At 57.5% G+C, this 13,919-nt stretch carries 14 protein-coding genes; 4 read left to right on the top strand and 10 right to left on the bottom strand.

What is annotated here, in order from left to right; genetic code table 11:
• The first annotated feature begins 32 nt into the window (after nucleotides 1–32).
• The gene (yccS, locus tag PSUM_RS19075) at nucleotides 33–2,216 is read left to right on the top strand and encodes a YccS family putative transporter (protein WP_083349843.1); all 2,184 of its coding nucleotides are present in this window, start codon (nucleotides 33–35) and stop codon (nucleotides 2,214–2,216) included.
• Between the two features lie 31 nt (nucleotides 2,217–2,247).
• On the opposite strand, the gene PSUM_RS19070 is transcribed toward yccS, so the two are convergent.
• Nucleotides 2,248–2,985: a substrate-binding periplasmic protein gene (locus tag PSUM_RS19070; protein WP_083349844.1), complete on the bottom strand. Its 738-nt coding sequence runs from the start codon at nucleotides 2,983–2,985 to the stop codon at nucleotides 2,248–2,250.
• A 254-nt stretch (nucleotides 2,986–3,239) separates the two neighbouring features.
• Between PSUM_RS19070 and PSUM_RS19065 the strand changes: the two genes are divergently transcribed.
• The gene (locus tag PSUM_RS19065; RefSeq protein WP_020800872.1) at nucleotides 3,240–3,692 is read left to right on the top strand and encodes a GNAT family N-acetyltransferase; all 453 of its coding nucleotides are present in this window, start codon (nucleotides 3,240–3,242) and stop codon (nucleotides 3,690–3,692) included.
• Nucleotides 3,693–3,793: 101 nt separating this feature from the next.
• Here PSUM_RS19065 and PSUM_RS19060 read toward each other — a convergent pair whose 3' ends face one another.
• From PSUM_RS19060 to PSUM_RS19050, 3 genes are read right to left on the bottom strand one after another with little or no spacing between them, the layout of a single operon-like run.
• Complete coding sequence (locus PSUM_RS19060) at nucleotides 3,794–4,093, bottom strand: winged helix-turn-helix domain-containing protein (RefSeq protein WP_020800873.1); 300 nt, start codon at nucleotides 4,091–4,093, stop codon at nucleotides 3,794–3,796.
• Nucleotides 4,094–4,151: 58 nt separating this feature from the next.
• Complete coding sequence (locus tag PSUM_RS19055) at nucleotides 4,152–4,658, bottom strand: M48 metallopeptidase family protein (RefSeq protein ID WP_020800874.1); 507 nt, start codon at nucleotides 4,656–4,658, stop codon at nucleotides 4,152–4,154.
• 45 nt (nucleotides 4,659–4,703) lie between these two features.
• The gene (locus PSUM_RS19050; RefSeq protein ID WP_083349845.1) at nucleotides 4,704–6,827 is read right to left on the bottom strand and encodes a putative bifunctional diguanylate cyclase/phosphodiesterase; all 2,124 of its coding nucleotides are present in this window, start codon (nucleotides 6,825–6,827) and stop codon (nucleotides 4,704–4,706) included.
• A gap of 322 nt (nucleotides 6,828–7,149) precedes the next feature.
• On the opposite strand from PSUM_RS19050, the gene PSUM_RS19045 reads away from it, so the two are divergent.
• Both PSUM_RS19045 and PSUM_RS19040 read left to right on the top strand, forming a co-directional pair.
• The gene (locus PSUM_RS19045) at nucleotides 7,150–7,818 is read left to right on the top strand and encodes a polysaccharide lyase family 7 protein (RefSeq protein WP_083349846.1); all 669 of its coding nucleotides are present in this window, start codon (nucleotides 7,150–7,152) and stop codon (nucleotides 7,816–7,818) included.
• A 483-nt stretch (nucleotides 7,819–8,301) separates the two neighbouring features.
• Nucleotides 8,302–8,682 carry a hypothetical protein gene (locus tag PSUM_RS19040; RefSeq protein WP_083349847.1) on the top strand — a complete coding sequence of 127 codons (381 nt, stop codon included), beginning with the start codon at nucleotides 8,302–8,304 and terminating at the stop codon, nucleotides 8,680–8,682.
• Between the two features lie 245 nt (nucleotides 8,683–8,927).
• Here PSUM_RS19040 and PSUM_RS19035 read toward each other — a convergent pair whose 3' ends face one another.
• From PSUM_RS19035 to epd, 6 genes are all read right to left on the bottom strand, one after another.
• Entirely contained in the window at nucleotides 8,928–9,383 is a 456-nt protein-coding gene (locus PSUM_RS19035; RefSeq protein ID WP_116287605.1) for a DUF3757 domain-containing protein, read from the bottom strand.
• Nucleotides 9,384–9,650: 267 nt separating this feature from the next.
• Nucleotides 9,651–10,715: a class II fructose-bisphosphate aldolase gene (gene fba, locus PSUM_RS19030; protein WP_007975467.1), complete on the bottom strand. Its 1,065-nt coding sequence runs from the start codon at nucleotides 10,713–10,715 to the stop codon at nucleotides 9,651–9,653.
• Between the two features lie 252 nt (nucleotides 10,716–10,967).
• On the bottom strand, nucleotides 10,968–11,300 hold the full coding sequence (locus PSUM_RS19025; protein ID WP_020800879.1) for an MliC family protein: 333 nt from the start codon (nucleotides 11,298–11,300) through the stop codon (nucleotides 10,968–10,970).
• A gap of 56 nt (nucleotides 11,301–11,356) precedes the next feature.
• A complete protein-coding gene (locus PSUM_RS19020; RefSeq protein ID WP_020800880.1) occupies nucleotides 11,357–11,578 on the bottom strand; it encodes a putative periplasmic lipoprotein in 222 nt (73 codons plus the stop codon).
• A 35-nt stretch (nucleotides 11,579–11,613) separates the two neighbouring features.
• Nucleotides 11,614–12,777 (bottom strand): phosphoglycerate kinase, encoded by a 1,164-nt coding sequence (locus PSUM_RS19015; RefSeq protein WP_020800881.1) that lies wholly within the window; start codon nucleotides 12,775–12,777, stop codon nucleotides 11,614–11,616.
• Nucleotides 12,778–12,803: 26 nt separating this feature from the next.
• Complete coding sequence (gene epd / locus PSUM_RS19010; RefSeq protein WP_083349848.1) at nucleotides 12,804–13,859, bottom strand: erythrose-4-phosphate dehydrogenase; 1,056 nt, start codon at nucleotides 13,857–13,859, stop codon at nucleotides 12,804–12,806.
• Nucleotides 13,860–13,919: the final 60 nt, after the last annotated feature.

The raw sequence follows: 13,919 nt of genomic DNA, 5'->3' as shown, positions 1-13,919 counted from the left end.
AGCGTCATTGCCTCGGAAGGCCTTCGCACTTCATGTCATCGACCTCACTCCGTCAGTCTATGCGCCGTCTTTGGGCACTGGATAAATTCAGCTACAGCGTGCGGGTATTCATCGCCCTGACCGGCACCATGGCCTTGTGCTGGTATCAGGATGAAATGGGGCTGCTGATCCCGTTGTTCCTGGGGATTATCGCCAGCGCCCTGGCCGAAACCGATGACAGCTGGCAGGGGCGTCTCAACGCACTGGCAGTGACGCTGGTGTGTTTTGCCGTCGCCGCGCTGTCGGTCGAACTGCTGTTCCCCTACCCCATACTCTTTATCATCGCCTTCGCCCTGGCCGCCTTCTGCCTGACCATGCTCGGCGCCCTTGGCGAGCGTTACGGGGCGATTGCCTCGGCGACGCTGATTCTTTCGGTCTACACCATGATCGGTGTCGATCAGCGCGGCGGCGCGGTTACCGATTTCTGGCATGAGCCGGTGCTGCTGGTGGCGGGTGCCGCCTGGTACGGATTGCTCTCGGTGTTGTGGCAGGCACTGTTTTCCAATCAGCCCGTGCAGCAGAGCCTGGCGAAACTGTTCCGGGAGCTGGGTTATTACCTGAAGCTGAAGTCGTCGCTTTTCGAGCCGATCCGGCAGATGGACGTGGAGGCTCGGCGATTGGAGCTGGCCCAGCAGAACGGCCGCGTGGTTGCGGCACTCAACGCCGCCAAGGAAATCATCCTGCACCGGGTGGGCAACGGTCGACCGGGCTCGAAAGTCAGCCGTTACCTGAAGCTGTACTTCCTGGCCCAGGACATCCACGAACGCGCCAGTTCCTCGCACTACCCTTACAACGCCCTGGCCGATGCATTCTTCCACAGCGACGTGCTGTTCCGCTGCCAGCGCTTGTTGCGCCAGCAAGGCAAGGCTTGCCGGGCGCTGGCCGAATCGATCCAGATGCGCCAGCCGTTCACCTATGACGCGAGTTTCGCCGAAGCCCTGGGCGACCTGCACGCCTCCCTCGAACACCTGCGCATTCAGAGCAATCCTGCCTGGCGCGGGCTGTTGCGCTCACTGCGGGCACTGGCTGCGAACCTGGCCACACTTGACCGCCTGCTCAGCGATGCCAGCAACCCCGACACCCTTGCCGACGCCACCGACAGCAGCCTGCTCGACCGCTCGCCGCGCAATCTAAAGGATGTCTGGGTACGCTTGCGCACACAGCTGACGCCGACCTCGCTGCTGTTCCGCCATGCCCTGCGCCTGCCCCTGGCCTTGAGCATCGGCTACGCCATGGTGCACTTGATCCACCCGTCCCAGGGTTACTGGATCATCCTCACGACGCTGTTTGTTTGCCAACCGAACTACGGTGCAACCCGGCGCAAGCTCGGCCAGCGGATCATCGGCACCGCGATCGGCCTGACCCTGGCCTGGGCCCTGTTCGACCTGTTCCCGAACCCGCTGATCCAGTCGAGTTTCGCGATTGCCGCCGGGGTAGTGTTCTTTACCAACCGCACCACGCGCTACACCTTGGCGACGGCGGCGATCACCCTGATGGTGCTGTTCTGCTTCAACCAGGTGGGCGACGGCTACGGGCTGCTCCTGCCACGCCTGTTCGATACCCTGCTCGGCAGCCTGATCGCCGGGTTGGCGGTGTTCCTGTTCCTCCCGGACTGGCAGGGTCGTCGCCTGAACAAAGTGCTGGCCAACACCCTGACCTGCAACAGCATCTACCTGCGCCAGATCATGCAGCAATACGCCGCCGGCAAAAGCGACGACCTGGCGTATCGCCTGGCGCGGCGCAACGCTCACAACGCCGATGCGGCGCTGTCGACCACCCTGGCCAACATGCTGATGGAGCCGGGACATTTCCGTAAGGAAGCGGATGTCGGGTTCCGCTTCCTGGTGTTGTCGCACACCTTGCTCAGTTATTTGTCCGGGCTGGGCGCGCATCGGGAAACCCAATTACCGCAGGATGTACGCGAACACCTGATCGAAGGCGCGGGAGTGAAACTGGCCGCCAGCATCGATGAAATTGCCCAAGGCCTGGCGAGTAAATCCGCCATTGCCATTCAGAGCGATGAGGAGGAAGCGTTGGCCAATACGCTCGAGCAGATGCCCGATGAAATCGACGAGGGCCAGCGATTGGTGCAGACGCAACTGGCGTTGATCTGCCGGCAGTTGGGGCCATTGCGTACGCTGGCGGCGCATTTGATCAAGGACACCAGCGAAGATTGAGAGCGGTGGTGCCCGGACCAACAGCCACCGCCTACATGCCGTGTCGCTTCATCAGCCGCGCATAACTGCCGTCGGCCTTCATTGCCGCAATCGCGCGGTCAAAACCGGCGACAATCTGCTCATGCTGCGGATTCTTCAGGCTGACCAAAATGTGCAGGCCGTTCTCGCTCAGCGGTTTTGGCAAGAACTCCACGGCGTTACGGACTTTGGGAGATTCGCGGGCCAGGTAGTAACGAGCGACGTATTCGTCTTCCAGGGTCAACTTGACCCTGTCGGCAGCAACCATGCGTACGGCCATGGCGAAGTTATGTACCGGAATTTTCTGCAATGAAACATCTTGATCGAAGGCTTGAGAATAGGCGTAGCCACGCACCACCGAAATCGGATAGGTGTATAGCTGCTGCAAATTGCTGAATTCGATGGGTACATCCTTACGCTTGAGAAAACGCACGCGATTGATCAGGTACTCGCCCGAAAACTGGCCGAGCCGTGTGCGTTCCTCATCGAACCAGGCATTGACCAGAACGTCATAGCGACCCTCGCCCACCCCCAGCAGCGCCCGCGCCCAAGGCACCTGCTCGAAATCACTGGCATAGCCGGCTCGGGCCAAGGCGGTACTGACAATATCCGTGGCCAACCCACCGTTGTACAACGTGGCGTCGGTGAAAGGAGGCCAGGCGTCCGCCACCAGCCGCAACTTTTCTGCTGCCACCGCGTCAGTCAGCAACAGCAATCCAAACAAGGCAAAGGCTCGATGCAATCGCGGCATGCCAGAAAATCCTTAGCGGGCGGCTGCCCGACATGTTTTCAGCGAAAACGCCAAGACTCCGTACCGGCACCCCCAGGCACTCGATGTCAGCTCGTTGCAGCACTGCACATCGCTCCGTTTCAGATTACACAAAGAAGACAGCACCGCGATAAATGAATGATGGCATTTTGGTCTTTGTCACAGATTACTACGCCATGGAGACATCTATCGTCCAGGCGCCTAGTATCACAAGGACGTTTTCAGGGAATCGGCACATGACAATCAACTGGGTCTGCAAACACCACAGCGATCTGGGCAAAGAGCAGCTGTATGCCATTTTGCAACTGCGCGCCGAGGTGTTCGTCGTGGAGCAGAAATGCATTTATCAGGACATCGATGGCCAGGACCTGGAGGGCGACACCTGTCATTTGATGGCCTGGGACGAAGATCGGCTGGTGGCCTACCTGCGCCTGCTCGATCCCGAGCTACAGGGCGGCGATGTCGTAATCGGCCGCGTGATCATTGCGCCACAGGCGCGAGGCACCGGGCTGGGTCATGAAATGATGGCCCAGGCGCTGAAGCAGATTGAGAAGCGTTGGCCTGAGATGCCGGTCTATCTCTCGGCCCAGGTGCATTTGCAGGGGTATTACGGGCGGTACGGGTTTGAAGTCGCGGGCGAGGTGTATGTCGAGGACGGGATTCCACATATCGGTATGCGTCGTTCGTAAGGGCTCCTTTCGCGAGCAGGCCCACAGATCTTTGTCATGCCGAAGATCTACTGTGGGAGCGGGCTTGCTCGCGAAGGCGTCAGATCAAACACCGTAGAAACTCAGGGATACTCCAGCACCGCCTTGATCTGCCGAAGGTTACGCTCGATCCAGCCGCGATCGATTGCTCCCCACCCGCGAATCCGATAGCGCCCGGCGTGGTTGCGCGCGCCTTCTTCCTGTTCGAACTCGCAAACGATATCCAGATCCGCCAGGGCGGCGATGGTGTCCTGGGCTGTCCGCCGGGGCATCCCGGTGACTTCGGTCAATGCCGGAACGCTGCTGGCCAGGCCGCTGTCGATCAGGTATGCCACGTACAGGCGGCGGTAGAAGCTGCTCTTGGTCTTGCTTACGTCTGTCACGTTTGCTCCTGTTAAGATCAAAAGATCGTCCGATCGCGGCCCGAACCTGCGGCAGATCCTACACGCCTGTAGCCACCGGCATATCCCGCCAGGTCAGGTACACCCGAACATCGAATTCCACCTGGTGATACCCGGGCAACATGTGCTCGCACAACTTGTAGAATGCCTTGTTGTGGTCGGACTCCTTGAAGTGCGCCAGTTCATGCACCACGATCATTTTAAGAAATTCCGACGGCGCCTCCTTGAACAATGAGGCAATGCGGATTTCTTTCTTGGCCTTGAGCTTGCCACCTTGCACCCGGGAGATCGTGGTGTGCAGGCCAAGTGCACGATGGGTCAGGTCCAGACGGTTGTCGAAGAGCACTTTGTCGATGGAGGGGGCGTTACGCAGGTATTCCTGCTTGAGGTCCAGCGCGTAGGCATACAGCGCTTTGTCGCTCTGCACCGCATGCTTTTGCGGATAGCGTTGGTTCAGGTAATCGCCCAGCCGGCCTTCGGCGATCAACTGGCGCACTTGGTCCTGCAAAGTAGCCGGATAGGCCTGGAGGTACTTCAACGCAGTCATCGGAGCAGCAACGCAAATCAGCAAAAGGTAGCCAGTGTAGCGAATTCAGCGAGTCAGCGCGCCCCAGTCGAAGGGCTGCATAAAGCTTTCGGTGTCTTCGGCCATCATCGGCCGGGCTACCAGGAAACCTTGCACATATTCACAACCATTGGCCTGCAGCCACTGGTATTGCGCCATGGTTTCGACCCCCTCGGCAATCACCAGCATCCCGTACTCTTTGCACAGGTCGATCACATTACGCACCAGGGCCGCATCCCTTGAAGACTCAGGAATACGGCTGATCAGATGGCGGTCAAGCTTCAGCGTATCCATCTCCAGATCGCGCAAGTGGGATAAAGAACACGGGCCTGAACCGAAATCATCCAGCGCCACCCGCACCCCCAGATTGCGCAGCAAACGCAGCTGTTTGCGGGTTTCGTCAGGGTTGTGCATCAGGGCCGCTTCCGTCACTTCGACTTCCAGATGACGCGGCTTCAAGCCATGGCGCTCCACGACCTGGCGCAATTCGGTGACCAGATTGGGCATGGCAAACTGAGTGCTGCTCAAACTGACGCTCACCACCAGATCCTCGCCAAACAGAGCCTCCCAGGCTTTGCGCTGCCCGGCACTGTTCTGGTAAATCCAGCTGCCCAGGCGACTGATCAATCGCGCTTCTTCCAGCAGCGGCAAAAACAATCCTGGCGGAACGTCGCCGACGCTCGGGTGCTGCCAACGCAGCAACGCTTCGAACCCGCGAGTTCGCCCATCGGCAACAGCCACCTGCGGTTGATACACGAGATTGAAATCACGGTTTTCGATGGCCGTGCGTACGCTTTCTTCGAGCATCAGGCGCGATCGTGCCCGACCGTTCATTTCGTGATCGTAAAACCGATACTGTTGACGACCGGCGCGCTTGGCCTCGTACATGGCAATATCGGACGCACGCATCAAACCGTCGAGATTGGCACCACAATCGGGAAAGGTGGCAATACCAATACTGGCACCAAGGACGATATCCATACCGTCGATTTGCTGGCAGATCGATACCCGTTCGATGAGTTTTTCCGCAACTTTTGCCGCCTGTTCAGGAAATTCCAGGTCCAGCAGCGCCGTGAACTCATCGCCCCCCATGCGTGCCAGGATATCGAACGGGCGCAGACAGGCCTTCAACTGTTCTGACACCCAACGAAGAACCCGGTCGCCTGCATCGTGACCGAGAGAATCGTTAACCCGTTTAAAGCCATCGAGGTCCAGGTACAGCAGGACCCATGCGCTGTCCGAGCGCTCGCCGCGCAACAGCAGATTTTCCACGGTCTGGTAGAAGCCGCGACGGTTGAGCAGCCCGGTCAGCGGATCGGTGACCGCCTGGAATTCGAGTTGCTGGTGCAGGTGGCGCACCACCGACATGTCCAACACTGTCACGACCATCGCGTGCTGGTCAGAGGGCAGTGGCGCGCAAGACAGTGCCACCGGCACCTGTTGCCCGGGGGCGGTACGCAGCAAAGCGTCGTGCAGGCGCAAGGTCTCGCCGCGCTTGTAACCGCTCAACACGTCAGAATCGGCCCACACCGGTATGTGTGGTTTTTGCAGGAAATCCAGGAACTCCCTGCCCTCCAGCTCCTGCACCGTAGCACTGAGCAACCGCGACATCGCCGGGTTGGCAAAACGAATCAGGCCGTCCTCGCCAACGACCAGAATGCCTTCGGCGGCGTTGTCCAGCACCGAGGCGTTAAACGCGCGAGCGGCCTCCAGGTCATGACTCAGTCGCTGCAAGGCCCGGCGATTACGCTGATGTTCGAGCAGCGCCTGGACCTTGGGTTTGAGAATCTGCGGGTCGAAGGGTTTAAACAGGTAATCCACTGCGCCACTGGCGTAACCCTTGATCACGGCGTCCTGGGACTGTTCATTGGCGGTCAGGAAAATGATCGGCGTCAGGCGCGTCCGTTGGCTGCCGCGCATCAGGCGCGCCACTTCGAAACCGTCCATGCCCGGCATTTGAACGTCCAGCAACACCAGGTCGATATCGTGCTCAAGCAACAGCCCGAGCGCCTCGAAACCCGAGGCAGCGGTGATGACCTGCCAATCCTGGCGCTGCAGCAATGCCCGCATGCTGACCAGATTTTCAGGGTAGTCATCGACGATCAACAGGGTTGAATGGCCTTCAGCTGGCATTGGGTGCGCGCATTCCATGCTGCTTCTCTAGGTCTGGAAGTCAGGCCGACTTCTCGTGAAAACCGGACAGATACTGTGCCTTCACTCTAGACGGTGATCAGTGAAAGCAGTAGGTGTCAGTGCGCCATCACTCGGCCGATGCAGATTTAGCCGACTAACGGTCGGCGCTACAGCCCGCCAAAACCGGGAGGGATGGCATTTCGACAGGATGTTGGCGCCAAAAACCTGCCCAATGGGCGTTAACAAAATAGTTCACTGCGCTTATAAAGGCCGCCCAAAAAAGTGCGTGCCAGAGCGTTTGGCACGCCCGTGCAGTATGAATTCGTGGAAGCTTTTGACTATGATCGATCTCGCAACCTGGAACCTCAGCGTTCCCGTCGGCAGCCCGCCCTACACCGTTGAAACATCCAAACTGGTAGATGGCTTCAAGGATCAATACTTCCATTCCGACACCGGCACACTGATTTTCTGGACCCCGGTGACTGGCACGCGCACCGAAAATGCCAAATACCCACGTACCGAACTACGGGAAACCTACAGCAACGGCACCCTGAAAAACTGGTACTACCCCAATGCCGACAACTTCCTGCGTGCCACCCTGGCGGTGAACCAGGTGCCGAGCTCTGGAAAGATCGTCATTGGTCAGATCCACGCCTACCAAAGCCAGAAGCCTCTGGTCAAGGTCGAGTACCAATATACGACCAGCACTAAGAGCGGCAACATCGTCGCCAAAGTACGCATGCACCCCGATGACGACGAAGGTCGGGTAATCACTGTCGCCTCCGGCGTGAAACTGGACCAGGAGTTTTCCTACCTCATTCACCTCAGTCCTGGCGGCGCGCTGGGGGTCAGCGCCGCGGGTTACCAATGGGACACCAACATCAGCCAGACCTGGCGAGTCAAACCGCTGTACTTCAAGGCCGGGGTGTATGTGCAGGACAACACGGGATACACCACAGAGGGCGGTAAGGTGGCATTCAGCAAACTCGATATCGATCACGATAAGTAAAAGCACTTCCCATTGTTTCATTTCCGCTCACGCGGGAATGAACCTCGGGATAAAATACGCTCTTAAACATAAATCTCCACCATGACTGTCTTGATTATATTTTATTCAAAAAGCTGCTCGAGTTTAATCCGCATATCCACCTCTCATTTCGATTCGTGCAGATTAAGTTTTTCACCCAAACGAGAGTAGGGCTACCCCATTCCAAAATCACCTGTGCAAAATGACAGTCTAATAGACGATTTCGCAATAACAGCAAATACAGATTGAATTAACATTTACAGTCGCCACTGGCGTGAAACTCGAAGGGGAATCGACGCATTCTGCACAAACGGGAGTTCTTATTGCTAAAAATTCACATAACACAATAAATTCGAATAAGTAACTGTCATTTATAACAGGTGAAAATTCGCCATCTGCAAATTATTCTTGGCTGGCAACCCATTACCGTTTTCCTTCTGCAGATTACCCCAAGGAACAGACTCCATGAGTGCCAAGGAAGACATCAGCATGCTGGGCCGCATCACTGCCGTTTATAACGCTACGGATAAAGCGGGAACAACCTACGAACTGAACATCACTTCCAGCACGGACAGAAGCGGCGCCATGACAGGTACTCTACGCATTGGCGTGATCGAATACGGTCTGGTCGGGGACTATCGCTTCAGAAATGCGAACGGCATTCAAACCGACATTTACTTTGCCGGGTCAAACACTCGTGACCACAACGCGCGCTCTGGATACTTCATCCTCGAAGCCATCAATCGGCGTTATGAATCCCTCAAGGGAAAACGCGTATATAGCGACCCTCATACCCAGTCGCTCTACATACTTGACATAGAATTTTTCAGAAAACCCGCTCTTTGAGAAAGAACCCCGTACAGCATCCTGAATTATTGACCACGATAAGTGAACACGACTTGCAAAGGCATCGTCCTGATCGACGGCCAGCGCCTGCCGGTAGCTGGCCGAGGTATACACGATGTGGGGCGCCGCCAACCCGAAATTCCTGGTCGATCGATAATCGGTAGCCCCAAGACTCGAGCTTCAGCTTAAACAACTAAAAGCCTGAACAATCAAGGCTTTTAGCTGACTTTGAGTTATTCTTTCATTCAATCAAACTTGAAAGCACACTGGCTTACACCAGCAGAACAGAAGTTATCTTTCCAGTCATTACCGACTGGCTTGGCTGGCGCAGGAAAGCGCTGCGACATCCTCACACCTGCCTTACCTTCGCCCTCGTAATCACAGGCAACAAAATACACCGGGTTACCGTTATCAGTAGTTTGTCGAATGGCTGCCGAGGTGAACTTCACTTTATCAAGATATGACTCAGTCGCGGCCGGATTCTCACCTTTCCAGCCCCCTCTGATGGCATTGGCTGCATAGGTAAAACCGCGCTCCGGAGTAATTGACTGCGCCATGATTTGACTAACCTGTGGGCACATTTCATCAGCCGCATTTACATTACCAGCAAAGGCAATAACACCCAGAAGGCCCAGTGAAACCACTCCACGGCTCCAAAAGTGTTTCTTACTATTACTAGTATCAAAATTTAAGTAGTTCAATTTTTAAACTCCACACATTGAATTGAACCCAGATACTGAACACTAAATAAAAACTTGCCCACCCTCAGTTTTGACAGGTTATTTCAAAATTCAACAACATTAATAATTACTAAAATATACAACCGACAAACTACGAAATATAAGATTACGAAATCTCAAGAAACTTTTAACGAACATAAAAAAATGCCCTTGTCTTTGCGACAAGGGCATTTTTTGTCAACCGCCAGTCATTCACGGAAGCTCGCGAGGCGCTCCCAAACTGAAGACTTAGTTAACCTTGGCGTTCAACTCACCTTTCAGATAACGCTGATACATCCCTTCCAGGGAGATCGGCTTGATCTTCGAAGCGTTGCCTGCGGTACCGAAGGCTTCGTAACGGGCGATGCACACGTCGCGCATGGCAGTCACAGTGGCGCCGAAGAATTTACGCGGGTCGAATTCGCTCGGGTTGGTGGCCATCAGGCGACGCATCGCACCGGTGGACGCCAGGCGCAGGTCGGTGTCGATATTGACCTTGCGCACGCCGTGCTTGATGCCTTCGACGATTTCCTCAACCGGTACGCCGTAGGTCTCTTTAATGTCGCCGCCGTACTGGTTGATGATCGCCAGCCACTCTTGCGGAACCGAAGACGAGCCGTGCATCACCAAGTGAGTGTTCGGAATGCGCTTGTGGATCTCTTTGATGCGGTCGATCGCCAATACATCGCCGGTAGGCGGTTTGGTGAACTTGTAGGCGCCGTGGCTGGTGCCGATGGCGATGGCCAGGGCATCGACCTGGGTGCGCTTGACGAAGTCAGCGGCTTCTTCCGGGTCGGTCAGCATCTGGCTGTGGTCCAGAACGCCTTCGGCGCCAATACCGTCTTCTTCACCGGCCATGCCGGTTTCCAGCGAACCCAGGCAGCCCAGCTCGCCTTCTACCGAGACGCCGCAGGCGTGAGCCATGGCCACGGTTTGTTGAGTAACGCGTACGTTGTAGTCGTAGTCGGTCGGGGTCTTGCCGTCTTCGCCAAGGGAGCCATCCATCATCACCGAGCTGAAGCCCAGTTGGATGGAACGCTGGCAGACGTCAGGGCTGGTGCCGTGATCCTGGTGCATGCACACCGGGATGTGCGGGAATTCTTCGATGGCCGCCAGGATCAGGTGACGCAGGAACGGTGCGCCGGCGTATTTGCGAGCACCGGCCGAAGCCTGGACGATCACCGGGGAGTCAGTCTTGTCAGCGGCTTCCATGATGGCGCGCATCTGCTCAAGGTTGTTGACGTTGAAGGCTGGAACGCCGTAGCCGAACTCGGCTGCGTGGTCCAGCATCTGGCGCATGCTGATAAGTGCCATTGTGTGTGTCTCTCCCGGTTTGGGTCGTTAATCGTGCCAGCCTGCCGTAGCGGCGGCGGCTATTCAAGTTATTGCAGATCGGGGGTTGGTCCCGGGCTGCGAATTCGGTGTTACATCAATCTCAACGCCGGCCCCTGTAGGAGCGAGCATGCTCGCGATGAACGAAGGAGCACCGCTGGGTATCAGACAGCCAGCGTTATCGTTAACGACCATCGCGAGCATGCTCGCTCCTACAGGTACAGCACAGTCCGTTTATTGCGCCTTACAACCGCGGCCAATCAAATCATTGGTGGCGACCCAGTAAACCAGGCCTTCCTCACCTTTCATGTGAAACGCCAGCATGTTGTCGCTGTACAGCGAACCCGACGCGCCTGGCTCCTGCTTGAGGCGATGAACCTGATCGGCTCCGCCCAGGCGCACGTCGACTTCCTGGCGGCTGTCGTCGGTGTAGCGCCAAACCACCTTGGCCTGGCTGTCGCAGGTCCAGGTAGTCCAGTCATCGGCAGGGGTGGACGACTGGAACGGGTTCCAGTTCGCGCACCCGCCCAGCAATACCAACGCCGTAATGGCGATAAAGCCTTTCATCCATGTCCCTCGACTGACGGCAGACACCGCCAGCGCTGAGTAAAGAGTCAGACCCGTCAAGGACAACCATGTTCCTTGGCGGGAGCCTGTGTCTCGTATTTGTCCAGGCCATCAGGCCCGGAACGCTTGTTGAGCACCGGATTGGTTTCTGCCTGCCAGTCGGCTTGATAGCAACCGTTCTGGGGCGCCGACGGCGCGGGTTCCGACGTAGCCTTGGGATTACTCCCACAAGCCGCCAGCAATCCCGCTACGATCAACAGCGCTAAGGTCTTGACCATGTCAACACTCCCTTGCCTGGTCAAACGGGCGACCCTCAGGCCTTGGCCCGGCTTTCCAGGACTTCAACGGCTGGCAACACCTTGCCTTCGACGAACTCCAGGAACGCGCCGCCACCGGTAGAAATGTAGGAGATTTGCTCGGCAACGCCATATTTATCGATGGCCGCCAGGGTGTCGCCGCCGCCAGCAATGGAGAATGCGGCGCTGTCAGCGATGGCCTGGGCCAGCACTTTGGTGCCGTTACCGAACTGATCGAATTCAAACACGCCAACCGGACCGTTCCACAGGATAGTCTTGGATGACTTCAGCAGTTCGGCGAAGTTCGCCGCCGTCTGCGGGCCAATATCGAGAATCATGTCGTCATCGGCAACATCGGCGATCAACTTGACAGTAGCCGTCGCGCTTTCAGCGAATTCCTTGGCAACCACCACGTCCACCGGCAGCGGCACGCTGACTTTGGCGGCAATGGCGCGGGCGGTGTCCAGCAGGTCCGGCTCGTACAGCGATTTGCCGACCGGGTGACCAGCCGCCGCCAGGAAAGTGTTAGCGATACCGCCGCCGACAATCAGCTGGTCGCAGATCTGGCTCAGGCTGTTAAGAACGTCAAGCTTGGTCGATACCTTGGAACCGGCAACGATCGCGGCCATCGGCTGGGCCGGTGCGCCCAGGGCCTTGCCCAGCGCGTCCAGTTCGGCGGCGAGCAGTGGGCCCGCGGCGGCAACCTTGGCGAACTTGGCCACGCCGTGGGTCGAACCCTCGGCACGGTGCGCGGTGCCGAAGGCGTCCATCACGAACACATCGCACAGAGCCGCGTACTGCTTGGCCAGCTCGTCCGCGTTTTTCTTTTCGCCCTTGTTGAAGCGCACGTTTTCAAACAGCACGATGTCGCCGGCTTTCACGTCGACGCCGTCGAGGTAATCAGCCACCAGCGGCACTTCGCGGCCCAGAGCCTTGCTCAGGTAGTCTGCCACTGGCTTGAGGCTGTTCTCGGCGGAGAATTCGCCTTCGGTCGGACGGCCAAGGTGCGAGCAGACCATCACGGCCGCGCCTTTTTCCAGGGCCAGCTTGATGGTCGGCAGCGAAGCCAGGATTCGCGCATCGCTGGTGACTACACCGTCCTTGACTGGGACGTTGAGGTCTTCGCGAATCAGTACGCGCTTACCTTGCAGATCGAGGTCGGACATCTTCAACACGGTCATGGGTCGCATTTCCTGAGTAGCTGTTCTTAGAGAGCAGGTTTTTTTGAGGCTGTGTGCAGATAGTGTTCCGCAACATCCAGCATTCGGTTGGCAAAACCCCATTCGTTGTCGAACCAGGCCAGGATGTTCACCAGCCTTGGGCCGGAAACTCGAGTCTGACTGGCATCGACGATCGCCGAATGTGGGTCGTGGTTGAAATCACAACTTGCATGGGGCAACTCGGTGTAGGCCAGAAGGCCTTTGAGCGGGCCGCGGGTGGCAGCCTCGCGCAGGATCCGGTTGACCTCGGTGGCGTCGGTGTCGCTCACGGTCTGCATCGTGATGTCGAGGCAAGACACGTTAACCGTCGGCACGCGTACGGCTTTGGCCTGAATTCGCCCGGCAAGTTCCGGCAGCAAGCGTTCAATGCCGCGCGCCAGACCAGTGGACACCGGAATCACCGACTGAAACGCCGAACGGGTGCGGCGCAGGTCTTCGTGATGATAGGCGTCGATCACTGGCTGGTCGTTCATTGCCGAATGGATGGTGGTAATCGACACGTACTCGAGCCCGATGGCCTGATCCAGCAATCGCAACAACGGCACGCCGCAGTTAGTCGTGCAAGAAGCGTTGGACACCAGCAACTCATCGCCCGTCAGGCAATCCTGGTTCACGCCGTAGACGATAGTGGCGTCGACATCCGCCTCGCTGGCCATCGGCTGGGAAAACAATACGCGCGGAGCGCCAGCGTCGAGGAACCGTTGGCCGTCTTCGCGGGTGTGGTAAGCGCCGGAGCATTCCAGCACCAGATCGACGCCCAACGACGCCCAATCGATGCCTTCGGGAGTAGCACTGCGCAGGACCTTCACGCAGTCGCCATTAATATGCAGACAATCGCCATCGACCCTGACCTCACCGGGAAAGCGCCCGTGGGTGGAGTCGAAGCGTGTCAGGTATTCGATGCTGGCCATGTCGGCCAGATCGTTGATCGCGACAATCTCGAACCCGGCCTTATCGCCTCGTTCAATCAACGCACGCAATACGCAACGACCAATCCGGCCGTAGCCGTTGAGTGCAACTTTGTAGGGACGCGGTTGAGGCATGGGGGTTCTCGATAGACGCAGTCAGACGAAATCTCTTTAACAACACACCCCACCTGTAGG

It is taken from the genome of Pseudomonas umsongensis, assembly GCF_002236105.1.
Lineage (GTDB): Bacteria > Pseudomonadota > Gammaproteobacteria > Pseudomonadales > Pseudomonadaceae > Aquipseudomonas > Aquipseudomonas umsongensis.
This window is presented reverse-complemented; position numbering and strand designations above follow the sequence as displayed.

Coding starts and splice junctions, on each gene's coding strand:
- PSUM_RS19045 (WP_083349846.1), top strand. CDS start 7,150: ATGATCGATCTCGCAACCTGGAACCTCAGCGTTCCCGTCGGCAGCCCG.
- PSUM_RS19050 (WP_083349845.1), bottom strand. CDS start 6,827: ATGGAATGCGCGCACCCAATGCCAGCTGAAGGCCATTCAACCCTGTTG.
- PSUM_RS19070 (WP_083349844.1), bottom strand. CDS start 2,985: ATGCCGCGATTGCATCGAGCCTTTGCCTTGTTTGGATTGCTGTTGCTG.
- fba (WP_007975467.1), bottom strand. CDS start 10,715: ATGGCACTTATCAGCATGCGCCAGATGCTGGACCACGCAGCCGAGTTC.
- yccS (WP_083349843.1), top strand. CDS start 33: ATGTCATCGACCTCACTCCGTCAGTCTATGCGCCGTCTTTGGGCACTG.
- PSUM_RS19025 (WP_020800879.1), bottom strand. CDS start 11,300: ATGAAAGGCTTTATCGCCATTACGGCGTTGGTATTGCTGGGCGGGTGC.
- PSUM_RS19040 (WP_083349847.1), top strand. CDS start 8,302: ATGAGTGCCAAGGAAGACATCAGCATGCTGGGCCGCATCACTGCCGTT.
- PSUM_RS19055 (WP_020800874.1), bottom strand. CDS start 4,658: ATGACTGCGTTGAAGTACCTCCAGGCCTATCCGGCTACTTTGCAGGAC.
- PSUM_RS19020 (WP_020800880.1), bottom strand. CDS start 11,578: ATGGTCAAGACCTTAGCGCTGTTGATCGTAGCGGGATTGCTGGCGGCT.
- epd (WP_083349848.1), bottom strand. CDS start 13,859: ATGCCTCAACCGCGTCCCTACAAAGTTGCACTCAACGGCTACGGCCGG.
- PSUM_RS19065 (WP_020800872.1), top strand. CDS start 3,240: ATGACAATCAACTGGGTCTGCAAACACCACAGCGATCTGGGCAAAGAG.
- PSUM_RS19015 (WP_020800881.1), bottom strand. CDS start 12,777: ATGACCGTGTTGAAGATGTCCGACCTCGATCTGCAAGGTAAGCGCGTA.